Source organism: Roseomonas mucosa ATCC BAA-692, assembly GCF_000622225.1.
GTDB classification, from domain to species: domain Bacteria; phylum Pseudomonadota; class Alphaproteobacteria; order Acetobacterales; family Acetobacteraceae; genus Roseomonas; species Roseomonas mucosa.
The window spans coordinates 15,205-40,443 of record NZ_JHWD01000016.1 but is presented as its reverse complement, the minus strand read 5'-3'; the positions used below and the strand labels follow the sequence as shown (position 1 = coordinate 40,443).

Here is a 25,239-nt window from a genome sequence, read left to right as displayed (position 1 = left end):
CAAGGCCGTCCCATGCGCATAGCTTATGTCGCGGGCACGGCCCTGCCCTCCCGTGTCGCCAGCGCCGTCAACGTGATGAGCATGTGCCGCGCCCTCGCCGCCGCCGGGCACGAGGTGACGCTCTACGCGCGCGGGCGGCAGGCGGATGCGGCGGCGGTCTTCGGGGCCTTCGGGATGGCCCCCTGCTTCGAGATGGTGCTGCGGGCGCCGCCGCACCTGCCGCTGGCGAAGAACCTGCTCTATCCGGTGCTGGCGGCGCGGGAGATGGCGGCGCGCCCGGCGCCGGACCTGCTCTACGGGCGCCATGCCTATGCGCTGGCGGCGGCGGTCGCGCGGAGCCGGGCGCCCTTCGTGTATGAGGCGCATGCGCTGCCGCTGCGGCGCGCCCGGCGCGTGGCGGAATCCTGGCTGTTCCGGCACCGCCGGATGGCGCTGATGGTCGCGATCTCCCGCAGCCTCGCGGAGGATTATGCCGCCCGGGTGCCGGCGCTGCGCGGGCGCCCGGTGATGGTGGCGCATGATGGCGCCGACCCCGTGACGGACCCCGGCCCGCCGCCCGGACCCTGGCCGGGCCGGCCGGGCGTGCCGCAACTGGGCTATGTCGGGCACCTCTATCCCGGCAAGGGCATGGAGATGGTGGCGGCGCTGGCCGAGGCCCTGCCCGGATGCGACCTGCATGTGGTGGGGGGGACGGAGCGGGACCTCGCCATCTGGCGGCAACGTTGCGCGGGGCAGGCGAACCTGCACCTGCATGGCCATGTGCCGCACGCCCGGGTGCCGGCCTGCCTGGCACGCTTCGACCTGCTGCTGGCGCCGCCCTCGCCCAGCGTGGCCTCCGCGGCGGGGCGGGAGATCGGGCGCTGGATGTCGCCGCTCAAGCTCTTCGAGTACATGGCGGCGGGAAAGCCGATCCTCGCCTCCGACATCCCGGCGCTGCGGGAGATCCTGGCGGATGGCGGGACGGCGCTCCTGCTGCCGCCGGGGGATGTGGCGGCCTGGGCGGCGGCGGCGCGGGCCTTGCTGGCCGATCCGGCGCGGGCGGCCGCGCTGGGCGCGCGGGCGCGGGCGGTCCTGCTGGAGACCTATACCTGGGACGCGCGGGCGGCCCGCATCCTGGCACATCTGGCGGAGACCCGGCCATGAGCCGGGCGGCCAGCGCGGCCACCGCCGACGCGCTGTTCCGCCGCATCCTGCGGAATGCCGGGCTGGTGCTCGGGGGCAAGGCGGCGACGGCGCTGCTGAACCTCGCCGCCTTCGGCCTCGCCATGCGGAGCCTCGGCCCGGCGGGGATGGGTGTGCTGGTGCTGGTGCACGGCTTTGCCCAGACCGCTTCCTCGCTGGTGAAGTTCCAGTCCTGGCAGGCCGTGCTGCGCTATGGCACGGACAGCCTGGGACCGGAGCGGCGTCCGGCTTTCCAGGCGCTGCTGCGCTTCACGCTGGGGCTGGATCTCGGCTCCGGGGTGGTGGGCAGCCTCGCCTGCGCCCTGGCGGCCTGGTTCCTGGGGCCTTCCTTCGGCTGGCCGCCGGAGGTGGTGCCGCTGGCGGCCCTCTATGCCACCAGCACGGCCTTCATGGTGACCGCCACGCCGATCGGGCTGCTGCGCCTCTTCGACCGCTTCGACCTGCTGGCGCGGCGGGATGCCATGGGGGCCGGGTTCCGGCTGCTGGGCGCGGCGCTGGCGGCGGCCTGCGGGGCCGGGCTGCCGGGCTTCCTCGCCGCCTGGTACCTGGCGACGGTGCTGGGCGGGATCGTGCTGATGGCGGCGGCCTGGGGGGAGGTGTCGCGCCGTGGCCTGCTGCAAAGGACAGGCCTCCCCCGCCTGGGCGCGGCGGAAGCGCATCCCGGCATCTGGGGCTTCGCCTGGTCCACGAACCTGATGACCACGCTTTCCCTCGGCTCGACGCATCTGGCCACGCTCTGCGTGGGCTGGATGCTCGGCCCTGCCGAGGCGGCGCTCTTCGCCCTGGCGCGGCAGATCGGGGAGGCCGCGCTCAAGCCGAGCCGCTTCCTCACCCCGGCCCTGTATCCGGAGCTGGCCCGGCTGGCGGCGGCAAGGGACCGGGATGCGCTGCGCCGGCTGCTGCTGCGGGGACTCGCCCTGTCCACCCTCCTGGCCGCGCTGTTCCTGCTGGTCCTGGCCGCGCTGGGGGAATGGCTGCTCCGCTTCGTGGGCGGGCCGTGCGCGGCCGGCGCCTATCACGTGATGTTGCTCCTGGCCATCGCCGCCTCCATCAGCTTCGCCGGCTTCGCGCTGGAGCCCCTGCTGGTTTCGGTGCAACGGCACGGGCTGGCGCTGCGCCTGCGCGCCTTCGCCACCGCGGTCTATGTGCCCCTGGCGCTGGGCGGACTGGCGGCTTTCGGGCTGCCGGGGGCCGGGCTGGCCTCCGTCCTGTCGGCCCTGCTGCTGCTGGCCGGACAGGCCATGCCGGCCGCGCAATGGCTCTCCGTGACATCCGAAAGCCCCGGAGAACGAAACTTGCATTAAACTTCATGAACGGGTTAGTCGGTCCCGGGCCTGGGGGAAGGCTGGGGAACAGGGATTAGACGATATGCTGGATGAGCGGGCCGCCCTACGGGAAATCACCGCGGCCTTGGAAGAGACGGGGAAGCTGACAGGCCCCGTCACCATGGACACGAACATCCTCAAGGACCTGAATTTCGACTCCGTGGGTGCCGTCGATTTCATCATGGTGCTGGAGACCCGTCTGGACATCATCATCCCGATGGACCGGATGACGGAGATAGAGACCATCGGCGACCTCGTCCGGGTCGTGACCAGCGATCCCAGCCTGGCCTCCTGACCGTGCTGTCCAAGTTCCGTGCGTTGCACGAAGAGCACGCGGCCGTGTCCGCCGCCGGCCGCAGTCCCTTCGGCGTCACCTTCGACGCCGTGCTGTCCGCCACCGAGGCCATGCTGGATGGGCGGCGCATCCTGCTGCTGGGAACCAACAACTATCTCGGCCTGACCCTTGACCCCGATTGCATCGAGGCCGCCGTTTCCGCGACGCGGGAACAGGGGACCGGCACCACGGGCTCGCGCATCGCCAACGGCACCTATGGGGAGCACGCGGCGCTGGAGGCGCGCCTGGCCGCCTTCCTGAAGCGCCGGTCGGCCATGGTCTTCACCACGGGCTACCAGGCCAATCTCGGCGCGCTTTCGACGCTGGCGGGGCGGGGCGACCACCTGCTGCTCGACGCGGACAGCCATGCCAGCCTCTATGACGGGGCACGGCTGGGCAGCGCCCAGGTGACCCGCTTCCGCCACAACGACCCCGACGACCTGCGGCGGCGCCTCCGGCTGCTCTCCTCCCAGCCCGGGGAGAAGCTGATCGTGGTCGAGGGCATCTACAGCATGCTGGGCGACACCGCGCCGCTGCGGGAGATCATCGAGGTCAAGCGCGAGGCCGGGGCCTGGCTGCTGCTGGACGAGGCGCACTCCCTTGGCGTGCTGGGCGAGAACGGCCGCGGGCTGGCGGAGGCCGAGGGCGTGGAGGCGGAGGTCGATTTCGTTGTCGGAACCTTCAGCAAGAGCCTGGGCGCGATCGGCGGCTTCCTGGCCTCGGACCATGAGGGCTTCGACGCGCTGCGGCTCTCGGCGCGGCCCTACATGTTCACCGCCTCCCTGCCGCCCTCCATCGCCGCCTCGGTGACCCGGGCGATCGAGGCCGTCGAGGCGCGGCCCGAGCTGCGCGCGGCGCTGCGGCGGAACGGGCTGCGCCTGCATGCGGGCCTGGCGGCGGGGGGCCTTGCGGTAGGCGCCATGCCGAGCCCGATCGTGTCCCTCATGATGCCGGACCGGGAAGCGGCGGTCGTCTTCTGGAACCGGCTGCTGGCGGAGGGGGTCTATACCAACCTCGCGCTCGGCCCGGCGACGCCGGGTGGCAAGCCGCTGCTGCGGATGAGCGTGAGCGCGGCGCTGACGCCGGAGCAGATCGACGGCGCCCTGGCGGCGATCATCCGCACGGCCCATGCGCTGGGGCAGCTCGGCACGCCGCTGGCGGCGGAGTAGTGCGCCCGGCGCTGCTGTCGGAGCCAGGGCTGGCCCGGGGTCCGGCCCCGGGCCTCGTGGCCCGGACCTGGCCCGATCTGCGGGCCGTGCTTCTGCTGCTGGCCGTGGCCCTGCTGGCACGCGGCTTCTTCTTCGGCAATCCGGTGCTGGAAAGCGACGAGCAGTTCTACCTGCTGGTCGGCGACCGGATGCTGCACGGCGCCCTGCCCTATCTCGACATCTGGGACCGCAAGCCCGTCGGGCTGTTCCTGATCTACGCGGCGATCCGCGCCCTGGGCGGCGAGGGGATCGTCCAGTACCAGCTGGTGGCGACGCTTTTCGCCACGGCGACCGCCTTCCTCGTCGCGCGGCTGGGGGCGGAGCTGGGCTCCCGCCGGGGCGGGCTGTTCGCCGGCATGGCCTACCTGCTCTGGCTCGGGGCCTTCGGAGGCGAAGGCGGGCAGGCACCGGTCTTCTACAACCTCTTCGTCGCGGCCGCCGCCTGGACGACGCTGCGCGCCGTCGCATACCCGGTGTCCTTCGCGCGGCTGTTCGGGCTGGGGGCGGCGGCGATGCTCCTCACCGGGCTGGCGATGCAGGTGAAGTACACCGCCATCTTCGAGGGGATGTTCTTCGGCTGCGCGCTGCTCTGGGCGGGGTGGCGGGCGCGGACCGGGCCGGGAAAGCTCCTTCCCGTCGCCCTGGCCTGGGTCGGCTGCGCGCTACTGCCCACGGCGGCGGCCCTTGCCGCCTATGCAGCCATGGGGCAGGCGCAGCCCTTCCTCTTCGCCAACTTCCTCTCGGTCTTCGAGCGCGACACGGCGGTGCTGGGCTCCCCGCTGCCCCGGCTGCTGGCGATGGCGGCACTGCTGCTGCCGCTCAGCCTTTGCGCCGTGATGGGCCTGCGGCTGTCCTGGCGGCACTCGGCGGGCGCGGCGGAACTCCGGCGCGCGGTGGGGTTCGTGACGGGCTGGGCCCTGGTGGCGGTGGCGGGCGTGCTGGCTTTCGGGACCTACTACAACCACTATGCCCTGCCCCTGCTCCTGCCGCTTTCCGTGGCGGCCGCGCCCTTGCTGGGCCGGCCGGAGGCGCGGGTCTGGAAGGTGACGGCCGCGGCGGCGCTGCTTCTGTCGGGCGCGGTCGCCACGGCGGTTCCGGGGGTGCTGCACCTCCGCTCGCGCGGCGATGGCAGCCAGGTGCGGGCGCTGGCGGCGGCGATGCGGCCGGGGGCGACGCTCTATGTCTTCGACGGGGAAGCGGTGCTCTACCTGCTGGCCCAGAGCCCGCTGTCGACGCCCTATGCCTTCCCGACCCATCTGAGCGACCTGCGGGAGGCCGGCGGGATCGGGGTCGATCAGGAGGCGGAGCTGAGGCGCGTCCTGGCGTCCCGGCCGGACTATATCGTGACGACGGACATCGCCCGGGGACGGATCAACCCGGAGGCGCAGCGGCTGCTGCGGGAAACCCTGGCCACGGCCTACCGGCCGGTGCGCAGCGTGCGGATCGGCAAAGGCCACCGCGTGCTCTACGGGAAGCTCCCCCAGGCAGGGCTCAGCGGACGGCGCCCCGCCGGCGCAGGCGCCACAGCAGCAGGGGAGCCGCCAGAATGGGATGCCGGCGCTGCCAGGGGGTGAGTTCCACGGGCATGCCCGAATGCCGGGCGATCTTGTCGGCGAGGTAGTCCGGCCCGCCATCGAAGGTGAAGGCGGCCTTGACGAGCCGGGCGATGTTCAGCGCCTTCCCACACAGGCGGCGCAGGGCCCAGGCGAAGCGCCAGTTTCCGGAAGGGTGCCGGCCGATGCGGCTCAGGGCCGCGGGCAGGACGGCCGCGAACCAGGCGGGGGCGGTGGCGACGATGCTGTCGGGACGGTTGCCACGCTCGGCCCGCAGCTCGGCGCCGTAGGTACTGGCAAAGAGATGGCGCCAGAGCGCCGCGGGCGGGCCGGTGGGCGCGTCCAGGCGCAGGGCCCAGGTGACGGCGGTTTCCACCGCCCGGGCGGTGGCGGCTTCGGTGCGCCGGCGGGCCGGTTCGTCGCGGGCATGGACGAGGGTGGCGGGCTGGCAGAAGCGGGCCCAGAGGGTGGTGTCGATCGAGGCCGGCCGCATCCGCCGCTCGAAGGCCCTGAGGGTCATGACCGCGACCTTGGCCCGGAGGGGCCCCCCGGGACCGTCGCAGCGCCAGTGGAGGACCTGCGGCGGCAGGACGGCGTTGAGGAGCGCGGGGAGCCGGCGCCGGTGGAAGGCGAGGTTTCCCGTCGTGAGCACGTAGAGGTCGAGCAGCCCCGCCGTTTCCCCGGTCCGGCGGCAGGAGCCGTAGAACAGCACCGCCGCCACCGCATCCCCGTGCCGGGCGACGATATCCTCCCCCAGGTGGCGCGCGGCGCGCATGGCGGGATTGGGGTCCGGCGGGAAGGCCAGTTCCGCCGCGACCAGGGCGGACAGGCTGTCCGGCGGGGTCATGGCATGGCGAAGGTGGCGGTGGCGGGGGCGGTGAGGACGAGCCCCTGCGGGCCGGGCTCGAAGACCTCGCCATCCAGCACGAAGGGCGTGTCGAGGCGCAGGGCGAGGCGGCCGGCGCGGCCGCTGGCATAGCCGGCGGCCGGCATCCAGGGGCGCTGCCGGCCCTGGCGGGCGGCCCAGACGGCGGCGGCCAGGCGGCGTGGCGGGGCCGCCACATCCAGCCAGTGCAGCGGCCCCGCCCCTTCGCCCGAGAAGGGCCAGAAGCCGAGCATCAGCCGGTCCAGCGGCGTGGCGAGCACGAGGAAGCGGCGGCCTTCCGGGTTGGGCCGGCCATCCACCGACAGGGCCATCGGCGACCCGGCGCGCAGGGCGTGGTCGCGCTGGACGATGCTGCGCAGGGCAGTCCCGGCCAGGGCCAGGAAGACGGCCAGCCGGTCATGGATGCCGCGCCCGTGCAGCCCCTTGTCGGCCATCGTCTTGGCAGCGGTGAAGGCGCCGGCGCCGAACAGGAGGCCGCGCATCGGCGCGTCGTCCAGGCCGGGGCGGTGGACTTCCAGCACGGGAAGCCGGTGGTGGCGGAGTGTGCCGGAAGCGGCGGCGCGGCGCAGGGCGGCGAGGCCCTCCTCCCCCGGCCCGGGCGCCCCGACGACACGGGCGGCGAGGTTGGTCTTGCCGGTGGCCAGCAGGGCGATGGCGGGGGGCGTCGCGCCAAAGGTTTGCGGCAGGGCGGAAAGCACTTCCCGCAACGTGCCGTCGCCGCCCTGGACGGCCAGCAGGTCCACGCCCCGGTCGGCGAAATCCGCCAGGGCGGCGCGGAGCTCGGCGGGGGTGGCGGGGGCGGCGCTCGGCAGGCCGGCGGCGGCCTCCGCCAGGGGAAAGCGGCCTTCGCGGAGGGCCCGGCTGCGGGGGTTGGTGATGAGGCCGATGCGCCCCGCGCCGCTCATCCCTCGAGCCAGGAGCGCAGCGGCCCCCGGCGGCGCGCCAGCCCGGCCTGGAGGGTGACGACGACCTGTTCCAGGCAGCCGAACACGGTCCAGGCGGCGACGGCGAGCATGCCCCAGTCCGGGCGGCCGAACAGGGTGAAGAGGCTGAGGATCAGCAGGTTCGGGTTCCGGCGCGCGATCCAGAGGCGGAAGAAGCTGTCGAAGCGCCGCCAGACATGGATCTCCATCTTGTAGAGGGCGAGGAAGAGGCCCTCCTGCAAACGCTGGAGGACATAGCCGCCGAAGACGATGGCGCCGACCGCCGCCGGATGCGCGAGGGGCATTCCCACGGCGGAAAGTCCGTAGATCCAGGCCAGCCACCAGAAGGGCGGGTGGATCAGGTCGATGGCATGGTCGAAGACGTTGCCGAGCGGCGTGGAGGTGAGCGTCACCCGTGCCAGCTTGCCGTCCACCGTGTCGAGGAAGGTCATCACCCAGGCGGCGAGCAGTCCGGGCAGCCAGGCGCCCGTGGCGAAGAGCCAGAGGGCGACGAAGACCAGGAGCAGGCTGGCGAAGGTGACCTGGTTGGGCGTGATGCCGAGGGCGGCGCAGCCGCGCACCACCTGGAAGGCCGGGCGGGGCCAGACATGCTTGGTGATGGCATCGGTGACGCCCTTGTAGGAGCCGCCGAACATCTCCCATTCCACCGCGCGCCGCGTCCCGGCATCGAGGCGGAGGAGATAGGGGTTGGCACGCTTGCGCAGGGCCTTGTTGTAGAGATCCGCGAGATCGGCGGGGCGCGCGGGCAGGAGGCCCGCGAAGGCGGGGTCGCCGGCGGGGCGGCCGGCCAGGAGCGCGGCGGCCACGGAAGCGGCCAGGGCCGTGTCCGTCAGGTGGGCCGCCACCGGCAGCCCGTCCTCCGGCCGGCAAAGAAGCGTGCCGGGGCGGCGCGCCAGGCCCGCGACCAGCGAGGCGTCATAGACGTGATCGGCACGCAGCAGCAGCAGCGGCGCCTGCGGGGCCGTGCCGGTCCAGGGGGCGGCGTCGGCGGTGCCGGCGCGGAGAAGGGCCCGGCGGAGCAGTTCGGAGCCCGGCATGCTCCAGACGGGCACGGGGGATTCCCCCAGCCAGCGGGCCGCTGGCGCCGGGGCGGGGGACGGGCGAGACTGCGCCGCACCATGTCCTTCAGCCTCGCGCACCTGTCCGACCTGCACCTGCCTGTACCCTCCGGGGCGATCCACCCGCTCTCGCAGCTCGCGGGGAAGCGCTTGCTCGCCTATTTCGCCTGGCGGCGCAAGCGGCGCCGGGCCGTGTCCGCCGCAGCCCTGCTGGCCGATATCGTGGCAGCCGGGGCGGACCACCTGGCCATCACGGGAGACCTGACGAACCTGGGCCTGCCAGGGGAATTCGCGGCCGCGCGGGACTGGCTGCTGGCGCTCGGCCCGTCGGAAGGGGTCACCGTGGTGCCGGGCAACCACGACGCCACCGTGGCCCTGCCATGGGCGGATGGGACCGGGCTCTGGTCGCCCTGGATGTCCGGGGAGGCGGGCGGCGCGCCCTTTCCCTTTCTGCGGCGGCGCGGGGCGGTCGCGCTGATCGGGCTTTCCTCGGCGGTGCCGACCCGGCCGGGTTCGGCGGCGGGACGGCTGGGCGCGGCACAGCTCGCGGCGCTGCCCGGGCTGCTGGAGGTGGCGGGGCGCGAGGGGTTGTTCCGGATCGTGATGATCCACCACCCGCCGCTGCTCGGCCCCGGGGGGCGGCGGAAGGCCCTGGCGGACCGGGCGGCGCTGTGCCGTGTGCTGGCGCGGCACGGGGCGGAACTCGTGCTGCATGGGCACCACCACCGGCCGCTGCGGGGGGAGGTTCCCGGCCCCCGGGGGCCGATCCCGGTGCTGGGCACGCCCCAGGCCCTGGCGGCGGGGCATGGCGGGCCCTCCGGCTGGCAGATGCTCCGTATCGCGCGCGAGGCGGAAGGGTGGCGCGTGGCGGTCGAGCTGCGGCTTCGGGATGCGGCGGACGGGATGTTCAGGGCCTCGCCCGCCACGGTCCTGCGGGTCAGTAGCGGAGGCGGATGGTCATCCGCGACTCCCCTGGCGGCACGGTGAAGCGCACGCTGTCGAAGGACGGCAGGCCGACGGAGGTGGGGGCGTCGTTGGAGAAGCCGTAGCCCTCGGAGGGCAGGCCGAGCAGGCTGCGGTTGAAGTTATGGTCGTCGTTCTCGTCATGATAGACGGCGACGGCGTAGATGCCGGGCTCGGCCAGGGCGAAGCAGGCTTCCGCCGAACTCGTCCGCAGCGGGACACGCTGCCGGGCGAGATAGGCATGGCTGGCCAGGAAGCGTTCCGGCTTCGGGCCATAGACCGTGATGGTGATGTTGCCGGCGACGCGGCGGGCGCCGGTGACGGCGACATGCAGGCGCGGGCCGGCCGGCGCATCGGCGGCGGTGCAGGCGGTGACGCGGGGGCCGTCTTCCGGCCGTGCGGCCGCCGGCTGCGGCGCGGCGAGCAATGCCAGCAGCGCGGCGCAGCACCACAGGCGCCGCAAGGGTCCGGGCCGGCCGGGGAAGGGCCGGAGCATGGGGCGGCCGGGGTCCGTCTGGCGTCTTCCGGCGACAGGGCGTAGGTGTCTGCGCATGCCCAGTGCCATACCGGATGCCACACCAAATGCCACGCTGGTCAAGTTCGGCTATCCCGCCACGCTGATCGGCGAAACGCGCTGCTGGACCGTGCTGCTGCGCCCGCAGCAGGTCACGCTCGGCGCGCTGGTCCTCGTCTGCCGCGAGGAGGCGACGCGCTTCGGCGAGGTGAGTCCCGCGGGTTTCGCCGACCTGCACGCCGCCGTGGCGCGCCTCGAGCCCATGCTCCGGGACTTCGTCGGGTATGAGAAGATCAACTACCTCATGCTGATGATGGTGGACCCCGACGTCCATTTTCACGTCATCCCCCGTTATGACGGGGTGCGGACGCATCTCGGCCAGGCCTTCCCGGATGCCGGCTGGCCCGGGCCGCCGGCACTTGGGCAAGCGGTGGAACCGGAGGATGCGGTGCGGGACGGCCTGCTACGCCGCCTCCGCGAGAGCTGGGCCTCCGCGGCGGCGTGAGCGGGTCGGTCGAGGAGAGGCGCGCCCGGGCGGAGGCCACCCGCGGGCCGCCGGCCGGGGGCGGGCTGGTCAGCCGCTACATGCTGCGGCTCCTGATCCGGCCGCTGGCGGGCACCTTGCTGCTGGTGCTGCCGGCGCTGCTGCTGGAGCGGCTGCTGCGGCTTTTCAACCTGCTGGCGGGGGCGGGCAGCCCGGCCAGCTCCATCGCGCAACTGGTGCTCTACCTGATCCCGCACTACCTGGGGCTGGCGGTGCCGGCGGCGCTGTTCCTGGCGGTCTATGTCGTCGTCTCGCGGCTCAGCCAGAACCACGAGCTGGATGCCTTGCAGGCTTCGGGGCTCTCGCTGGCCTGGCTGTCGCGGCCCTTCCTGGCCGTGGGGGTGGCCTGCGCCCTGGCGGGCGTGGCGCTCTACGGCTATGTGCAGCCGGTCAGCCGCTATGCCTATCGCGCGGCCCTGAGCACCCTGATGGATGCGGGATGGAACGCGACCCTGGTTCCGGGCGAGTTCGCCCAGATCGGCAAGCGGCTCACCGTCCATGTCGAGCGCCGGGACCCGGAGACGGGCCTCCTGCACGGCATCTTCCTGCACCAGCGGCAGCAGGACGGGACAGACGTGCTGACCACCGCCGCCACGGGGCGGATGCTGCTGAGCGTGGAGACCAGCGAGCTGCTGCTGGAGCTGGAGGACGGGCGGCAGCTGACGGTGGACCCGCAGGGGCAGGCGCATACGCTGACCTTCTCGGCCTCGGAACAGTCGCGCCCCTTCGTCCGGCGCCTGCCGATCTTCCGGCTGCGTGGCGCGGATGAGCGGGAGATGACGCTGGACGAGCTCTGGACGGGGCGGGAGCGGGCGGACGCGCCCGTGGCGCCGCGCCGCATGGCGGGGGAGCTGCACGCGCGGCTGGTGCGCTCGGCCTCGCTGCTGCTGCTGCCACTGCTGGCCATGCCGATGGGACTGGCCGCCAAGCGCTCGCGCCGTTCGGTCGCGATCCTGCTGGGGGCGGCGATCCTCGTGGTCTATCAGCAGGCGCTGCAACTGGCGGAATCCCTCGGCGCCATCGGGCGGCTCGACGCGCCGCTGGCGCTGTGGCTGCTGTTCGCGCTGTTCGCCGCGTTCAGCATCCTGGTCTTCCGGCACAGCAACCTCCATCCGGAGGAAGGCCCCTTCGACCGCATCCTGGCGCGGATGGACGATGCGGCGGCCTGGGCCGGTGGACTGCTGGCGCGCTGCCTGCCGTGGCGGGCGAGGGCCGCGCGCTGATGCTGCCACGGGTGCTGGCGCGCTACCTGACGCGGATCTTCCTCGGCCGGGCCACGGCGGTGCTGCTGGGGCTGGCCGCGCTGCTGCAGCTGCTGGACCTGCTCGACAAGGCCGGGGACGTGCTGGCCCGCGGCGGGGTGTGGGACATCGGGCGCTATGCCCTGCTGCGCCTGCCCACCACGCTCGGGCAGCTCGTGCCGCTCTCGGTGCTGGTCGGGGCGATCCTGACCTTTCAGCGGCTCGCCGGCTCGCTGGAAATCACCGCCATGCGGGCCACGGGGCTGGGAAGCTGGCGGATCATGGGGGCACTGGTTCCCGCCTGCGCCCTGGCGGCCGGCCTGCAGTTCGGTCTTCAGGTCGGCGTGGCGCCCTACAGCGAGCGCGCGCTCTCCGACTGGTGGGACCATCTGGAGGCGCGGGACCGGCCGCTGGCCCTGGATCGCCGGATGTGGCTGCGCGACGGGACGGACATCCTGGCCGCCGATGCGGTATCGCCCGACGGCGCGGTGCTGTCCGGCGTGCTGCTGGTGCGGCGCGATCCCTCGGGGAGGGTCACGCTGCGGATCGGGGCGGAGGAGGCGCGCCACGCGGCCGGGAGCTGGCGGCTGACCGGGGCGCGGGTGCTGCGCCCTGGCGAGGAGCGGGAAACGGTGGTGGGCGGGTATGACTGGCCGGAGGGGCCCACGCCACGGGCGATGCGGAACCTCGCGCGCCCCACCGATGCGCTGAGCCTGCCCGCGCTGCTGCGCGGCAAGGCTGGCGAAGGCGCGGTCAGCCGGGGGGCCGCCTATTTCGGGACGCGGCTCCAGGCGGCGGCGGCGGCGGCGCTGGTGCCCTTCCTGATGCTGCTGCTGGCCATGCCCGCCGCCTTCGGTCTGCCGCGCCAGCATGGCGGCACGCGGCGGGCCGCGGTTGGCCTGACGCTCGGGCTCGGCTATCTCGTGGCGCAGGGCCTGATGATCGCGATCGGCGAGGCCGGCGGGCTGGGCCCGGTTCCGGCGGCCTGGAGCATGCTGCCCTGCTTCGCCACCGCGGGCCTCCTGTGCCTGTGGCGCGAGGAGGCCTGAAGGCACATGCGGTTCCGGCATGCTCTCATCTGAGCAAGGAGGCGGTTTCATGTATGGTCCCTGGCGGGGCGGACGCAGTTTCGATCTGGGGCGGATGACGCTTCGGGAACTCGTTGTCGCCTATGCGGCGCATCCGGCGATCCATCTGTATGGGCTGCTCGCCATCATCTCGGCCGGGCTTTCCGTGCACTGGGCGGAGGGGGTGCTGCGGCCGGCGCTGGCGGTGGCCGCCACGATCCTGGCCTATCCGCTGGCCTGGTACGCCATCCACCGCTTCATCCTGCATTCGCGTTTCCTCTACCGCTCGCCGCTGACGGCGGCGCTGTGGAAGCGCGTGCATTTCGACCACCACCAGGACCCGCACCGTCTGGACGTGCTCTTCGGCGCGCCGGTGACGACGGTGCCGACCATCCTGGCCATCCTGATCCCGGTCGGCTGGCTGATCGGCGGGGCTGCGGGCGCGGCGGCGGCCTGCGCGGCGGGCTTCGTGATCACCTGCATCTACGAGTTCTGCCACTGCATCCAGCACCTGAACTTCAAGCCGCGCGGCCGGCTGCTGCGGCGGATGAAGGAGCTGCACCTCGCGCACCATTTCCACCACGAGGGCGGGAATTACGGGATCACCAGCTTCGTCGTGGATCGTGCCCTCGGCACCTATTATGGCGAGGTGCGGCAGCGGCCGCGCAGCCCGCATGTCTTCAACCTGGGCTATGACCGGGAAGAGGCCCGGCGCTTCCCCTGGGTGGAGAAGCTGACCGGCGCGCCGCCGCGCGACCGGCCCGCCCGCCCGGATGCCCGCCCGGATGCCCGCCCGGACAGGGCTGCGTGAGCGCGGCCACCGCGCGGGCTCCCTCCCCCGTCGAGATCCTCTCCGTCACGGACCGTGCGGGGATGGAGCGTTTCATCCGGCTGCCGCACGACCTGATGCGGCACGATCCCGCCTGGGTGCCGCCGCTGCGGCTGGAGCGGCGGGAAGCGCTGTCCCCGGCGAAGAACCCCTGGTTCCAGCACGGCGAGGCGGCCTTCTGGATCGCCCGGCGTGACGGGCGCGAGGTAGGGCGCATCAGCGCGCAGGACGACCGGCTGGTGCCGGAGACGGAAGGCGGGAGGCCGGCCTATTTCGGGCTGCTGGCCGCCGAAGACAGTGCCGAGGTCTTCGCGGCGCTGCTGGACACCGCCGAGGCATGGGCGCGCGGCCGTGGGCTGCGGCGGATGCTGGGGCCGTTCAGCCTTTCCATCAACGAGCAGACGGGGCTCCTCGTCTCGGGCTTCGATACGCCGCCGATGATGATGATGCCGCATGACCCGCCCCATGCCGGCACGCGGCTGGAAGCGCTGGGCTATGCCAAGGCGCGGGACATGCTGGCCTATATCAGCCCCGTGACGGAGGCGCTGCCGCCGGCGGCGGCGCGGGTGGTGGCGCGTGGCCTGCCATCCGGCGTCACCCTGCGGCCGCTGCGGCGCGCGGCGCTGCGGCAGGAGGTCGAGGCGCTGATCGGCATCTACAACGAGGCCTGGGCGGGAAACTGGGGCTTCGTGCCCTTCACCGCCGCCGAGGTAGCGCATCTGGCCGCCGAGCTGAAGCCGCTGCTCAACGAGAGGCTGGTCTGGTTCGCGGAGATGCAGGGGCGGCCCGTCGCCTTCGCCGTCTGCCTGCCGAACCTGAACGAGGCGATCCGCGACCTGTCGGGGCGGCTGCTGCCGCTCGGCTGGGCGAAGCTGCTGTGGCGGCTGAAGGTGTCGGGCGTTTCCACCGCGCGCGTGCCGCTGATGGGGGTGCGGCCGCAGTTGCAGGCGGGGCTGCTGGGGCGCGTGCTGCCGCTCTTCCTGGTGGAGGCGCTGCGGCGGGAGGCCCGTGCCCTGGGCATCCGGCAGATCGAGATGTCCTGGGTGCTGGAGGACAATCTGCCCATGCGCCACCTGGCCGAGGTCCTGGGCGCGCGGGCCTACAAGACCTACCGCATCTATGGGAAGCCGCTGTGACGGGTGTCACGGCGCTGGTCCTGGCCGGGCAGCGGCGCGGGACGGACCCGATGGCGGCCGCGGCGGGGGTTTCGCACAAGGCGCTGCTGCCGGTGGCGGGGGTGCCCATGCTGCTGCGCGTGGTCTCGGCCCTGCGATCGACGCCCGGCATCGCCCGCATCGTCGTGTCCATCGAGGAGCCGGCGCGCGTGCTGGCCGGGCTGGAAGGGCTGGAGGGCGCGATCCTGCGGGCCGCCGCGCCGGGCCCCGCCATGAGCGCGGCGGCGGCGTTCGAGGAATTCGGCGCCCCGCTGCTGGTCACCACGGCGGACCACGCGCTGCTGACGCCGGCCATGGTGGCGCACCTGCTGCGGGAGGCCCCGGGCCGGGCATCCGCCGTGGCGGCGCTCGCGCGGCGCGACACGATCCTGGCGGAGTTCCCGGAGACCCGGCGCACCTGGCTGCGCTTCCGGGACGGCGATTTCAGTGGCTGCAACCTGTTCCTGCTGGCGCGGCCCGAGGCGATCCGGGTGCTGCGCTTCTGGCAGCGGCTGGAACAGCAGCGGAAGCGGCCGACGGCCATGGCCCGGATGCTGGGGCCCATCGTGCTGCTCCGCTATGCCCTGGGCTGGATGACGCTGCGGGCCGGACTGGATGCGCTGGGGGCACGCTGCGGGACGCCCGTGGCCGTGGTGGAGATGCCCTTCGGCGCGGCGGCCGTGGATGTGGACAAGCCGGACGACCTGGCGCTGGTGGAGGCCCGTCTCGGTGGGGCGGAACGGCGGCGGCTGCCGCAGGTGGGGTAAGGGCCGCCACCGCTGCCTCATGCGGCGCGGGCGCGCCCTGGTCCGCTCCGTGACGGCGGCCTCCCCGGCCCGGGGCGGGGAGCTTGCGGGAAACAGGCCGGCGTGGCGGGCTTCCTCGCCGGTGCCCCTGCCCCTTATCCTGCGGGTCCGGTCATCCGTGCGGATGGCAAGCCGACCGCCCATAGTCCGAGGATAACGTCATGGCTCTCGATTCCACCGCTTCCGGCCTGTTTCCCATCGCGCCGACGCCCTTCCAGCCGGACGGGCGGATCGATGTGGCATCGGTCAATACCCTGATGGAGCGCTACCTCGCCGCCGGCGCCACGGGCGTCACGGTGCTGGGCATCATGGGCGAGGCGCCGAAGCTGGAGCCGGAGGAGTCGCTCGACATCGCCGCGCGCTTCGTGAAGGGCATGGCGGGGCTTCCCGTCATCGTCGGCGTGTCCGCGCCCGGTTTCGCCGCCATGCGCTCCCTCAGCCGCGCGGTGATGGACAAGGGGGCGGCGGGGGTGATGATCGCGCCGGTGCCGTCGCTGCGCACCGACGACCAGATCGTCACCTATTACCGCCAGGCGATCGAGGCCATCGGCGACGACGTGCCCTTCGTGATCCAGGACTATCCGCTGACCCTCTCGGTGCAGATGACGCCCGGGGTGATCCGCCGGATCGTGCAGGAGCATCCCTCCTGCGTGATGCTGAAGCACGAGGACTGGCCGGGCCTGGAGAAGATCTCCACCCTGCGGCGCTATCAGGAGGACGGCTCCCTGCGGCCCCTCTCCATCCTGACCGGCAATGGCGGGATGTTCCTGGACTTCGAGATGGAGCGCGGCGCGGACGGGGCCATGACCGGCTACGCCTTTCCGGAAATGCTGGCGGATGTGGTGCGGCTGCAGAAGGAAGGCGCGCGGGAGGCGGCGCACGACCTGTTCGACGCCCATCTGCCACTGCTGCGCTACGAGCAGCAGCAGGGGGTGGGCCTCGCCGTCCGCAAGTATGTGCTGATGCGGCGCGGCTTCATCGCCTCCGATGCGCAGCGCAAGCCCGGCGCGGCCCTGACTGCCGCCGCACGGGCGGAAGTGGACTATCTGCTGCTTCGCCTCGCCCGGAAGGATGCCCGCGCGGGCCTGTGAGCCTCCGGCCGGCGGCGGCGCGGCGCGCTTCCGCCGCCCCGGGAGACGAGGCCGCCTGCGTGCCTCAGGGGACGTGGCGCAGCCAGGCGCCGGAGGAGAACTTCTCCGCCGCGAGCTTCTCCGCCGCCGCATGTTCCTCCGCCGTGATCCGCCCGGCCACGCCGCCATGCAGCGACACGAAGGTCTCGCGCATCCGCCGGATCACCGCCTCGCGCGGCAGGCCTGTCTGGCTGCGCAGCGGATCGACCCGCTTGACGGCGCTCACCGTGCCCTTGTCGCTCAGCTTCTCGCGCCCGATGCGCAGCACCTTCACCATCTTCTCCGCATCCATGTCATAGGCCATGGTGACGTGGTGCAGCACCGTGCCGCCGGAGAAGCGCTTCTGCGCCGCGCCGCCGATCTTGCCCTTGGCGCTGGAGATGTCGTTGAGCGGCTTGTAGAAGGCGTCGATGCCGAGGGAGATCAGCGCCTGCAGCACCCAGGCGTCGAGGAAGGCATAGGAATCGGCGAAGGTCATGTCGCGCACCAGATCGCCCGGTGCATAGAGCGAGTAGGTGACGCTGTTGCCGGGTTCCGCCAGCATGGCGCCGCCGCCGGTGACGCGGCGGACGACCTCCACGCCCAGCGCCGAGGCTGCGTCGAGGTCCACCTCGTTGCGCAGCGACTGGAAGGCGCCGATGATGATGGCGGGCCGTTCCCATTCCCAGAAGCGCAGCATCGGGCCGCGCCGGCCAGCGGCGACCTCCTGCGCCAGGACCTCGTCCAGCGCCAGGTGCATCGCGGGGGAGAGCGGGGGCGTGTCGATGATCTGCCAGTCGTAGTCCCGCCAGCCGCCGCGCGAGCCGAGGGCGCGGCGCACCGCGATGGCCACCGCCTCGGCACTGAAGCCGATCAGCGCCGCATCCGGCCTCAGCGCCGCGCGGATCGCCGCCGCGATCTGCTCGACGTCCGAGGCCGCAGGCAGGCCCTCCACCGCGCCGCGGATGTCGTCCAGCGCCTCGGCGGGTTCGAGGAAGAAGTCGCCGGCGATCTGCACATCCGCGATGCGGCTGTCCCGGAGTTCGAGATCGACGACGACGAGCTTGCCGCCCTGTACCTTGTATTCACCGTGCATGTCTCGCGAGACCCGTCCGTCGCATGAGGCCCGGCATCGTGCCGGGGCCGCCAGGGGAGGCACGAGGATGGACCACCTGGGCGGGCGCAGCCAGAGGGACGCGGAAAGGGCGGCCGTATCCGTTCTGACCCGGACCCTTCAACGAATCTTCACTCTCCGGCGGCAACCGAGACCTTATACCGGCGCCATAACGGGTTACCGGGCATCGGATGCAACAGACATTCGTGAGGCGCCACTACCGCACGGTGTTCCTTTCCGACCTGCATCTCGGCCTTCGCGCCAGCCGGGCCGACCTGCTGCTGGATTTCCTGGGCGGCATGGATTGCGGGCGGATCGTGCTGGTGGGCGACATCGTGGATGGCTGGCGCCTGCGGAAGTCCTGGTACTGGGACGCCCACCATGACGAGGTGATCCGCCTGCTGCTGCGCAAGGCACGCGAGGGTGTCGAGATCCTCTACATCCCCGGCAACCACGACGAGATGTTCCGCGACTGGGTGGGGCTGGAGGTCGCCGGCATCCACCTCGTGCAGCAGGCCGAGCACGTCACCGCCGACGGCCGCCGGCTGCTGGTGATGCATGGCGACGAGTTCGACAGCGTGGTGCGCTACTGGCCGCTGCTCGCCCATCTGGGCGACTGGGCCTATGACGCGGCGCTGCTGCTGAACCGCTGGTTCAACACCGCCCGGCGGCGGATGGGATACCCCTACTGGTCGCTGTCGCAATGGCTGAAGCGGCGTGTGAAGGAAGCCGTCAAGGCGATCGACCGCTTCGAGGAGTCGCTGGCGCACGAGGCACTGCGCGGCGGCTATGACGGCGTCATCTGCGGCCACATCCATCATGCCGAGATGCGCGACATCGGCGGCGTGACCTACATGAACACCGGAGACTGGGTGGAGTCCTGCACCGCCCTGGTGGAGCATCCCGACGGACGCTTCGAACTCCTCGATTGTTCCGTCCGCGATCGCCTGGCCACGCCGCCCGCGCAGCCGGTGCCCGCCTGATGCGGCGGATGGACGGGCTGCCCAGCCTGCTCCCCCAGACGCCCGCGCGTATCCTGATCGTCTCGGATGCCTGGGAACCGCAGGTGAATGGTGTTGTGCGGACCTTGCGGACCGTCGCCGATCTTCTCCGGCGCGATGGCGACGTGGTCGAGATCCTGGGCCCTGACCGTTTCACCTCCCTGCCTATGCCCTCTTATCCGGAGATCCGGCTTGCCTGTTCCTCCCGCGCAGCGGTCGAGGCCCAGGCGGAAGCCTTTCGTCCGCAGACCATCCATATCGCCACGGAAGGACCGCTGGGCTGGATGATGCGGGCGGTCTGCCGCCGCCGCGGCTGGCCCTTCACGACGTCCTTCCACACCCGCTTTCCGGACTACCTGCATCTGCGGGCCCGTGTGCCGCAGAGCTGGTCCTGGGCCGTGCTGCGCCGCTTCCATGCTGCCTCCGCCGGAACCCTGGCGGCGACTCCCTCCCTGCTGCGGGAGATGGAGGGCCGTGGTTTCCGCAACCTCCAGCTCTGGACGCGTGGGGTGGATCTGGAACGCTTCCGGCCAGGGCTGCGGGATGGACCTCTCGACCCCTATGCCGGGCTCCAGCGTCCAGTCTTCGCTTGCTTCGGCCGGGTGGCGGTGGAGAAGAACATCGAGGCCTTCCTGAACCTCGATCTTCCGGGCTCAAAGGTGGTGGTGGGCGATGGACCGCGGCGTGCGGCGCTCCATGCCCGCTTCCCGGAAGTGCGTTTCCTCGGCCAATTGCACGGAGAGGCGCTGGCGGCCTGCTACGCGGATGCGGATGTGATGGTCTTTCCCTCCCGCACCGACACTTTCGGCTTGGTGATGCTGGAAGCCCTGGCGAGCGGAACGCCTGTCGCCGCCTTCCCCGTTCCGGGGCCGCTGGATGTGCTGGGCGGGGTGGCCGCGCCCGTTGGCGCCATGAACGAGGATCTTCGCGCCGCGTGTCTCGCCGCCCTTGTCGTGGATCGCGCGGCCTGTCGGGACCATGCGGAAGGCTGGTCCTGGGGCCGATGCAAGTCGCTCCTCCGGGCTGCCCTGGTCCCCATCGCCCAACTCGGCTGAAAACCTATGGCTCCGCAAGCCTGGCATTTTGCTTCTGCACCATCGGATGGGCCATGTCTGTCCCGGGAAGGCAGGAACATGCCTCCGGACCCGTCCTGAAGCCGGGCCATGGAAGTCACTTCGGCACTGGGAACGATGGCACGAATGTTACCCTGGCCCCGGAAGCGTGAGGTCGTCAGCATGCTACGAGCCCTGTAACGGCCCATTACATCGGCTCCGAAATGATGTCTGTTGATGGTGGACATGTCCTGAGGCGACCACGGCCTGGAGTTCAGAGTAATGACTCGCGCGAACGCTCTGCAGCACTGCGCCAGATCCCCCATGGATGGACCGGCGGGGATGGAGCAGCCAATCGCGTCCTGCGGGACGGATTCGAGCCCGTTGCAACCGGTGGTCTTCTCGACCGACCTCGTTGAGCCGAACCGCCGTCTCGATCTGTGGCAGAGCAAGTACGAGTCCTTCAACATCATCACACCGATGGGAGAGGCGGACCCGAGTTTCTCCGGCCGCAACGTGATCTGGTCCTTCGGTGCCCTGGCCCTGAGCCGTAACACGGCACCGGGCGTGTCGATCGAACGCAGTGCCCGGCAGGTCCGTCGCGACTCGATCGACCACTGGGTGGTGCGTGTGGCCCGGACCGGTGCGTCCAGGTACCGCTCCGCCTCGGCTTGTTTCGTCACCAGCCCGGGCGTGCCGGCCCTGTTCTCGCTCGGCGAGCCTTCCGAGAGCGACCGGACCAATGCGGATTGGCTCTCGCTCTACATCCCGCGCGACGCTTTCCCGGAGCTTTCGGTGGGCTTGGCCGCGCTTGGAGCTGGAGTGCTTGAAACCCCCGGGGCGGCTCTCCTGGCGGACTACCTGCTGCTGCTGGAACGACGCCTGTCGGCGATGACGCCGGAACAGGTGCCTGTTCTGGCCACGGCGACGCGTTCCATGATCGCGGCTTGCCTCCTCACCGGCATTGCGCCGAAGGCCGTCTCGCCGGTGGACAAGGCGACTGCCCAGATAGAGCGAATAAGACAGGTGATCCGACAGAATATCGGTCGCGCCACGCTCGACCCCCAGAGAATCTGCCGCCTGGCGGGTGTCTCGCGTTCTGTCCTCTATCGGCTTTTCGAACCGCATGGCGGCGTGGCCCACTACATACAAGGGCAGCGCCTGCACATGGCGCATGCGATGCTCTCGGAACGCGGGTGCCGCCTCTCGGTGGGCGAGATCGGTGAGCGGGTGGGCTTCTTCGACGCCTCCACCTTCAGCCGGGTTTTTCGGCGGGAGTTCGGCTACACGCCGGGCGAGGCACGTTCGGCCGGCCAGCAGGGCCTCCGGGCCGCCGGGGCGGAGACCATGCATTCCACATCCTTCGGCCTCGACTTCGGCGGCCTGCTTCGCCGGCTCGGTGCCGGCGACAGGCGTGGGGCTGCGGCGCCGCCAGCATGACCGCCAGAGGCCCTTCCAGTCCAGCCTGGGACGGGCCACACAGTGGCGGCATCCATGGCCCATGATCGCTGGTTGCCAGAAGCACTAGCCTTCTCGGACATGCGGCCTCTCACCAACCTCATCTTTGTCGCGGCCGGGCCGGCGGAAGTCACCGGTCGAAGGTACAGATCGCGGAACTGGCCGTCGGTCGAGGCGGCGACCCCTGCCGTAGCCCCGCTGGTTTCCGGCTGGCCTGCAAGGAGGAAGGTGGAATTTCCATGGAGAAGCTGGATCAGGGCCTGGCACGCACTGGTTCCGAACTGGAGGCGAGCCTGGAGAAGCTCTTCGTCCTGCTCCATTTCCATGGACCCCACCGCCTCTGCCAAGGTCCTCTTCCGCCTCGTCTTCGAGCAGGGTCCGGATCCTGGCGGATTGCCGGTTGGAATTCCAGGAGCATGGCGCCGGCCGGGCGATCCGTTGTCCCATCAAGGGTTTGGCTCTCGCGAAGGCGCGGGAGGCCCTGATCGCGGAATGGGGTCGGCCCGCAATCTTCATCGCTGGCAGCGGCTCGATCCTGATCACGCGTAAGCTGAAGGTGGCCGGAGCCTGCGTATCGCGCCCTAGACGATCTTGCGCTGCGGCGACGCCAGGGAGATGGATGGAATGCACAAGGAATTGTTCGGCGGCGAATCCCGGGACCAGACCTCGGTCTCTACGGGGCACCTGCCTCCGCCCGAGAGGGTGGATGAGCTTCTGGAGGAAGCGCATCATCGCTTTCGAAGCAACGATGACGGCGTGGTCGCGGACTACATTCCTGCCCTGGCGAAAGTTCCGAGAGACCTCTTCGGCCTGTGCGTGGTGGAGGCGGACGGGGCCGTCCACACCGTCGGCGACGTGGACCATGCCTTCTCGATCCAGAGCGTCTCCAAGCCCTTCGTCTTCGCCCTGATCTGTCAGGCCATCGGTGCCGAGCCGGCCAGGGAGCGGGTGGGCGTGAACGCGACCGGCCTGCCTTTCAACTCGGTGATGGCGGTGGAACTGAATACCGACCGCACCATGAATCCGATGGTCAATGCCGGTGCCATCGCAACCACCAGCCTGGCTCCCGGCGATACGGCCGAGGCGAAGTGGCACTTCATCCAAGAGGGCCTATCCCGGTTTGCCGGGCATGAGTTGAAGATGGACTCGGAGATCTACGAGTCCGAGGCCGCCACCAACCTTCGCAACCGCGGGATCGCCAAACTGCTGGAGGGCTACGAGCGCATGTATTTCGACGCCCTGGAGGCCACGGATATCTACACGCGGCAGTGTTCGCTGCTGGTCACGGCGCACGATCTTGCAGTGATGGGCGCGACCCTCGCCGATGGCGGGGTAAACCCGCTGACAGGCGAGCGGGTGATCGACGAGGAGCACTGCAAGCGGATCCTGGCGGTGCTGGCGACCGCCGGGCTCTACGAGGAGTCCGGCGACTGGCTCTACGAAGTGGGACTGCCGGGCAAGAGCGGGGTCAGCGGGGGCATCGTCACCATCGCTCCGGGCAAGGGGGGACTCGGCACATTCTCCCCACCACTGGACGGGGCAGGCAACAGCGTCCGTGGGCAGCTTGCCACCAAGTTCCTGTCGGAGCGCCTCGGCCTCAATCTATTTGCCTCGCGGCCGATCGAAGCCAGCCACCGGTGATGCAGGGCTCGCAAGAAAGGGATGTCCATGGATAAAACAACGACGACGTTGGGCGACACGCTCCCCGAGGCTCGGTCATCCTGGGTGCCCATGATCGCCATCGCCCTTGGCCAGGCCATCATGTCCTTCAATGTGGCTTCCCTGCCCGTGTCCCTGGCAGGCATGGTCAACAGCTTCGGCGTGCCGCCGACCACGATCGCCACGGGCATCGTGATGTATTCCCTGTCGGTGGCGGGCTTCGTCATGCTGGGCGCGAAGCTCGTGCAGCGCTTCGGCTCCACCCAGGTCTTCCGCATCGTCGTCGCCCTGTTCGGCGTGGCGCAGGTGCTGATGGTGGTGAGCCCGGTGGCAACGGTGATGCTGCTGGCGCAGCTTCTTGCCGGGTTGGCGGCAGCAGTGATCGTGCCCGCCCTCGTGGCGCTCATCGCCAACCATTATCATGGCCAGCAACAAGCGACCGCTGTCGGCACGCTGGGTTCGGCACGGGCCGGGGCCGGGATGGCGGCCTTCCTGATCGGCGGGTTGCTTGGCACCTTCATCGGTTGGCGGCCTGTCTTCGGCATCCTGATCGCTGCCTCGGCACTAGTGTTCTTCCTGAGCTTCCGCCTGAAGCCGGAGGAACCGCGGCCCGAGGTGAAGATCGACGGGGTCGGCGTCATCCTGGCCGCGGCCGCGATCGTCATGACCGTCTTCGGCTTCAACAACCTCAATCGCTGGGGTCTCGGCATCGCCCGGCCGAGCGCGCCCTTCGACCTCCTGGGCCTTTCGCCCGCGCCGGTGATGATCGTCATCGGCATCGTGCTTCTCCAGGGCTTCATTGTCTGGACACGGCGGCGCCAGGCAGCCGGCCAGACGCCCTTGCTTGATCTACGTGTCATCACTTCGGGGCAGGAGCGGGCCGCAGTCTATGCCATGTTCGCCGTGGTGGCGCTGGAGGCGATGCTGAACTTCTCGGTGCCGCTCTATATCCAGATCATCCAGGGCCGCACGGCGATCGAGACGGCGATCGCGATGCTGCCCTTCAACCTGACCGTCTTCTTCACCGCCATGCTGGTGGTGCGCCTGTATCCCTTCCTTGCACCGCGCCAGATCGGCCGCCTTGGCTTCATCCTCTGCACCCTGGCGCTGCTCTGGCTTGCCTGGGTGGTCCGCAACGACTGGTCGGCCGTGGCGGTGATGTTCGGGCTGATCGCATTCGGCATCGGCCAGGGGGCCCTGGTGACGCTGGTCTTCAATGTGCTGGTCACCGCGGCGCCCAAGGATCTGGCGGGCGATGTCGGGTCCCTACGTGGCACGACGCAGAATCTGGCGGCCGGTGTCGGCACCGCATTGGCCGGCGCGCTGCTGGTTGGACTGCTGAGCAGCGCCATCCTCTACCGTGTGGCGGAGAATCCGCGCTTGCCGCCGGCGGTGGTGTCGCAGATCGACCTCGACAGCATCAACTTCGTCAGCAACGACCATTTGCTGGAGATCATGCAACGTACCGGTGCGGCCCCCGAGGTCGTACAGGAAGCCGTCCGGATCAATGCCGAATCCCGCCTCCGGGCCCTGAAGATCGGCCTGCTGGTGATGGCCTGTGTCTCGCTTCTCGCCATCTTTCCGGCGGGACGGCTTCCGGCCTACCGCCCTGGCGAGATCCCGGCGCATCCGCCTGTCCCGGCCGCTGGCGCTACCGTGGCGGCAATCAGGGAGGATGAGGAGGCCGCCCTATGAGCCTGCCTCGAACGCTGATCCTGTCCCTGGGCGGCACCATCGCTATAGTGCCGGGAAAGGGGAGGGGCATCGCGTCGAAACCGGGGGGGCACCGATCTCGTGGCCATTGTTCCGGCCCTCTCGGGGCTGGCGGAGATCGAGGCCCGTTCGCCCCTGCGCCTGCTCAGCCCCTTCCCCGGAGGATCTGCTGACAGTGACAAGGGTTATCGAAGCCGGCTTCCAGGTCGGCTTCGACGGCGCGGTGATCATCCAGGGTGCGGACACGATCGAGGAATCCGCGTTCCTCCTCGACGTGCCGGTGACAGGCGATAAGCCGGTCGTGATGCGAACCTGCCCGGCGCTGTCCAGGCGGCGGCTCCGTCGCAGGCCCGCGGGCTCGGCGCCCTGGCCGTGTTGACTGCTGCTCGGCCTCGCCCTGCGGCCAGGGTCTGGGCTTCCTCCCGACGAGGCCCTCGCGCCCTATCAGTAGAGTTCTGTGAACAGGCCGGGGAACGGTGCGGCGTGCGCCGAACGAACCGGAGTACAAGACGCTCCCGGGCCGTG

General features: G+C 71.1%; 24 protein-coding genes. 19 read left to right on the top strand and 5 right to left on the bottom strand.

Features of this window, described 5'->3' with window-relative positions:
• Positions 1–12: 12 nt before the first annotated feature.
• The 5 genes from BT98_RS24530 to BT98_RS24520 all read left to right on the top strand — a co-directional run bounded on the left by BT98_RS24530 (position 13) and on the right by BT98_RS24520 (position 5,623).
• Positions 13–1,143 (top strand): glycosyltransferase family 4 protein, encoded by a 1,131-nt coding sequence (locus BT98_RS24530; protein ID WP_037250985.1) that lies wholly within the window; start codon positions 13–15, stop codon positions 1,141–1,143.
• Entirely contained in the window at positions 1,140–2,486 is a 1,347-nt protein-coding gene (locus BT98_RS24525; protein ID WP_019463185.1) for a lipopolysaccharide biosynthesis protein, read from the top strand. Before BT98_RS24530 ends, BT98_RS24525 begins: the two co-directional genes overlap by 4 nt.
• A gap of 64 nt (positions 2,487–2,550) precedes the next feature.
• A complete protein-coding gene (locus tag BT98_RS0114615; protein WP_019463184.1) occupies positions 2,551–2,802 on the top strand; it encodes an acyl carrier protein in 252 nt (83 codons plus the stop codon).
• Entirely contained in the window at positions 2,799–4,010 is a 1,212-nt protein-coding gene (gene spt / locus BT98_RS0114610) for a serine palmitoyltransferase (RefSeq protein WP_026033578.1), read from the top strand. The genes BT98_RS0114615 and spt overlap by 4 nt, the downstream gene beginning before the upstream one ends.
• Positions 4,010–5,623 (top strand): ArnT family glycosyltransferase, encoded by a 1,614-nt coding sequence (locus BT98_RS24520; RefSeq protein WP_019463182.1) that lies wholly within the window; start codon positions 4,010–4,012, stop codon positions 5,621–5,623. The genes spt and BT98_RS24520 overlap by 1 nt, the downstream gene beginning before the upstream one ends.
• Here BT98_RS24520 and BT98_RS0114600 read toward each other — a convergent pair.
• From BT98_RS0114600 to BT98_RS0114590, 3 genes are read right to left on the bottom strand one after another with little or no spacing between them, the layout of a single operon-like run.
• Positions 5,541–6,449, bottom strand: coding sequence for a hypothetical protein (locus BT98_RS0114600; RefSeq protein WP_019463181.1), 909 nt, complete (start codon positions 6,447–6,449; stop codon positions 5,541–5,543). The genes BT98_RS24520 and BT98_RS0114600 overlap by 83 nt on opposite strands.
• Complete coding sequence (locus BT98_RS24515) at positions 6,446–7,393, bottom strand: diacylglycerol kinase family protein (protein ID WP_019463180.1); 948 nt, start codon at positions 7,391–7,393, stop codon at positions 6,446–6,448. Before BT98_RS24515 ends, BT98_RS0114600 begins: the two co-directional genes overlap by 4 nt.
• Positions 7,390–8,484 (bottom strand): CDP-alcohol phosphatidyltransferase family protein, encoded by a 1,095-nt coding sequence (locus BT98_RS0114590; RefSeq protein ID WP_019463179.1) that lies wholly within the window; start codon positions 8,482–8,484, stop codon positions 7,390–7,392. The genes BT98_RS24515 and BT98_RS0114590 overlap by 4 nt, the downstream gene beginning before the upstream one ends.
• 66 nt (positions 8,485–8,550) lie before the next feature.
• On the opposite strand from BT98_RS0114590, the gene BT98_RS24510 reads away from it, so the two are divergent.
• A complete protein-coding gene (locus BT98_RS24510; protein WP_019463178.1) occupies positions 8,551–9,477 on the top strand; it encodes a metallophosphoesterase family protein in 927 nt (308 codons plus the stop codon).
• On the opposite strand, the gene BT98_RS24505 is transcribed toward BT98_RS24510, so the two are convergent.
• On the bottom strand, positions 9,428–9,949 hold the full coding sequence (locus BT98_RS24505) for a DUF2141 domain-containing protein (RefSeq protein ID WP_019463177.1): 522 nt from the start codon (positions 9,947–9,949) through the stop codon (positions 9,428–9,430). The genes BT98_RS24510 and BT98_RS24505 overlap by 50 nt on opposite strands.
• Before the next feature lie 55 nt (positions 9,950–10,004).
• On the opposite strand from BT98_RS24505, the gene BT98_RS0114575 reads away from it, so the two are divergent.
• The 7 genes from BT98_RS0114575 (at position 10,005) to BT98_RS0114545 (ending at position 16,699) form a co-directional block, all read left to right on the top strand.
• The gene (locus tag BT98_RS0114575; protein ID WP_019463176.1) at positions 10,005–10,472 is read left to right on the top strand and encodes an HIT family protein; all 468 of its coding nucleotides are present in this window, start codon (positions 10,005–10,007) and stop codon (positions 10,470–10,472) included.
• Entirely contained in the window at positions 10,469–11,734 is a 1,266-nt protein-coding gene (locus BT98_RS0114570) for an LptF/LptG family permease (protein ID WP_019463175.1), read from the top strand. Before BT98_RS0114575 ends, BT98_RS0114570 begins: the two co-directional genes overlap by 4 nt.
• Positions 11,710–12,801, top strand: coding sequence for an LptF/LptG family permease (locus tag BT98_RS0114565; RefSeq protein WP_019463174.1), 1,092 nt, complete (start codon positions 11,710–11,712; stop codon positions 12,799–12,801). The genes BT98_RS0114570 and BT98_RS0114565 overlap by 25 nt, the downstream gene beginning before the upstream one ends.
• Before the next feature lie 49 nt (positions 12,802–12,850).
• Positions 12,851–13,630, top strand: a complete 780-nt coding sequence (locus BT98_RS0114560) for a sterol desaturase family protein (RefSeq protein WP_019463173.1) — start codon at positions 12,851–12,853, stop codon at positions 13,628–13,630.
• Positions 13,627–14,784 (top strand): GNAT family N-acetyltransferase, encoded by a 1,158-nt coding sequence (locus BT98_RS0114555; protein WP_019463172.1) that lies wholly within the window; start codon positions 13,627–13,629, stop codon positions 14,782–14,784. The genes BT98_RS0114560 and BT98_RS0114555 overlap by 4 nt, the downstream gene beginning before the upstream one ends.
• Entirely contained in the window at positions 14,781–15,569 is a 789-nt protein-coding gene (locus tag BT98_RS0114550) for an NTP transferase domain-containing protein (RefSeq protein ID WP_027297260.1), read from the top strand. Before BT98_RS0114555 ends, BT98_RS0114550 begins: the two co-directional genes overlap by 4 nt.
• A 200-nt stretch (positions 15,570–15,769) precedes the next feature.
• The gene (locus BT98_RS0114545; RefSeq protein WP_019462999.1) at positions 15,770–16,699 is read left to right on the top strand and encodes a dihydrodipicolinate synthase family protein; all 930 of its coding nucleotides are present in this window, start codon (positions 15,770–15,772) and stop codon (positions 16,697–16,699) included.
• A 64-nt stretch (positions 16,700–16,763) separates the two neighbouring features.
• On the opposite strand, the gene BT98_RS0114540 is transcribed toward BT98_RS0114545, so the two are convergent.
• Positions 16,764–17,813, bottom strand: a complete 1,050-nt coding sequence (locus tag BT98_RS0114540) for a lipoate--protein ligase family protein (RefSeq protein WP_019462998.1) — start codon at positions 17,811–17,813, stop codon at positions 16,764–16,766.
• Between the two features lie 209 nt (positions 17,814–18,022).
• On the opposite strand from BT98_RS0114540, the gene BT98_RS0114535 reads away from it, so the two are divergent.
• The 6 genes from BT98_RS0114535 (at position 18,023) to BT98_RS28445 (ending at position 25,093) form a co-directional block, all read left to right on the top strand.
• A complete protein-coding gene (locus BT98_RS0114535) occupies positions 18,023–18,814 on the top strand; it encodes a UDP-2,3-diacylglucosamine diphosphatase (protein ID WP_027297259.1) in 792 nt (263 codons plus the stop codon).
• An 8-nt stretch (positions 18,815–18,822) separates the two neighbouring features.
• Positions 18,823–19,887, top strand: coding sequence for a glycosyltransferase family 4 protein (locus BT98_RS0114530; RefSeq protein ID WP_019462983.1), 1,065 nt, complete (start codon positions 18,823–18,825; stop codon positions 19,885–19,887).
• A gap of 339 nt (positions 19,888–20,226) precedes the next feature.
• Positions 20,227–21,324: an AraC family transcriptional regulator gene (locus tag BT98_RS24500; protein WP_019462984.1), complete on the top strand. Its 1,098-nt coding sequence runs from the start codon at positions 20,227–20,229 to the stop codon at positions 21,322–21,324.
• Between the two features lie 642 nt (positions 21,325–21,966).
• Positions 21,967–22,983: a glutaminase A gene (glsA, locus tag BT98_RS0114520; RefSeq protein WP_019462985.1), complete on the top strand. Its 1,017-nt coding sequence runs from the start codon at positions 21,967–21,969 to the stop codon at positions 22,981–22,983.
• A 27-nt stretch (positions 22,984–23,010) separates the two neighbouring features.
• Positions 23,011–24,696, top strand: coding sequence for an MFS transporter (locus tag BT98_RS24495; RefSeq protein WP_202801241.1), 1,686 nt, complete (start codon positions 23,011–23,013; stop codon positions 24,694–24,696).
• Positions 24,677–25,093, top strand: coding sequence for an asparaginase domain-containing protein (locus BT98_RS28445; protein ID WP_081798606.1), 417 nt, complete (start codon positions 24,677–24,679; stop codon positions 25,091–25,093). The genes BT98_RS24495 and BT98_RS28445 overlap by 20 nt, the downstream gene beginning before the upstream one ends.
• Positions 25,094–25,239: the final 146 nt, after the last annotated feature.

Excerpts from the sequence above, each read along its gene's own strand:
- BT98_RS24530 (WP_037250985.1), top strand. The coding sequence starts at position 13 with ATGCGCATAGCTTATGTCGCGGGCACGGCCCTGCCCTCCCGTGTCGCC.
- BT98_RS24525 (WP_019463185.1), top strand. The coding sequence starts at position 1,140 with ATGAGCCGGGCGGCCAGCGCGGCCACCGCCGACGCGCTGTTCCGCCGC.
- BT98_RS0114615 (WP_019463184.1), top strand. The coding sequence starts at position 2,551 with ATGCTGGATGAGCGGGCCGCCCTACGGGAAATCACCGCGGCCTTGGAA.
- BT98_RS0114600 (WP_019463181.1), bottom strand. The coding sequence starts at position 6,449 with ATGACCCCGCCGGACAGCCTGTCCGCCCTGGTCGCGGCGGAACTGGCC.
- BT98_RS24515 (WP_019463180.1), bottom strand. The coding sequence starts at position 7,393 with ATGAGCGGCGCGGGGCGCATCGGCCTCATCACCAACCCCCGCAGCCGG.
- BT98_RS24510 (WP_019463178.1), top strand. The coding sequence starts at position 8,551 with ATGTCCTTCAGCCTCGCGCACCTGTCCGACCTGCACCTGCCTGTACCC.
- BT98_RS24505 (WP_019463177.1), bottom strand. The coding sequence starts at position 9,949 with ATGCTCCGGCCCTTCCCCGGCCGGCCCGGACCCTTGCGGCGCCTGTGG.
- BT98_RS0114575 (WP_019463176.1), top strand. The coding sequence starts at position 10,005 with ATGCCCAGTGCCATACCGGATGCCACACCAAATGCCACGCTGGTCAAG.
- BT98_RS0114560 (WP_019463173.1), top strand. The coding sequence starts at position 12,851 with ATGTATGGTCCCTGGCGGGGCGGACGCAGTTTCGATCTGGGGCGGATG.
- BT98_RS0114545 (WP_019462999.1), top strand. The coding sequence starts at position 15,770 with ATGGCTCTCGATTCCACCGCTTCCGGCCTGTTTCCCATCGCGCCGACG.
- BT98_RS0114540 (WP_019462998.1), bottom strand. The coding sequence starts at position 17,813 with ATGCACGGTGAATACAAGGTACAGGGCGGCAAGCTCGTCGTCGTCGAT.
- BT98_RS0114535 (WP_027297259.1), top strand. The coding sequence starts at position 18,023 with ATGCAACAGACATTCGTGAGGCGCCACTACCGCACGGTGTTCCTTTCC.
- BT98_RS0114530 (WP_019462983.1), top strand. The coding sequence starts at position 18,823 with ATGGACGGGCTGCCCAGCCTGCTCCCCCAGACGCCCGCGCGTATCCTG.
- BT98_RS24500 (WP_019462984.1), top strand. The coding sequence starts at position 20,227 with ATGGAGCAGCCAATCGCGTCCTGCGGGACGGATTCGAGCCCGTTGCAA.
- glsA (WP_019462985.1), top strand. The coding sequence starts at position 21,967 with ATGCACAAGGAATTGTTCGGCGGCGAATCCCGGGACCAGACCTCGGTC.
- BT98_RS24495 (WP_202801241.1), top strand. The coding sequence starts at position 23,011 with ATGGATAAAACAACGACGACGTTGGGCGACACGCTCCCCGAGGCTCGG.
- BT98_RS28445 (WP_081798606.1), top strand. The coding sequence starts at position 24,677 with ATGAGGAGGCCGCCCTATGAGCCTGCCTCGAACGCTGATCCTGTCCCT.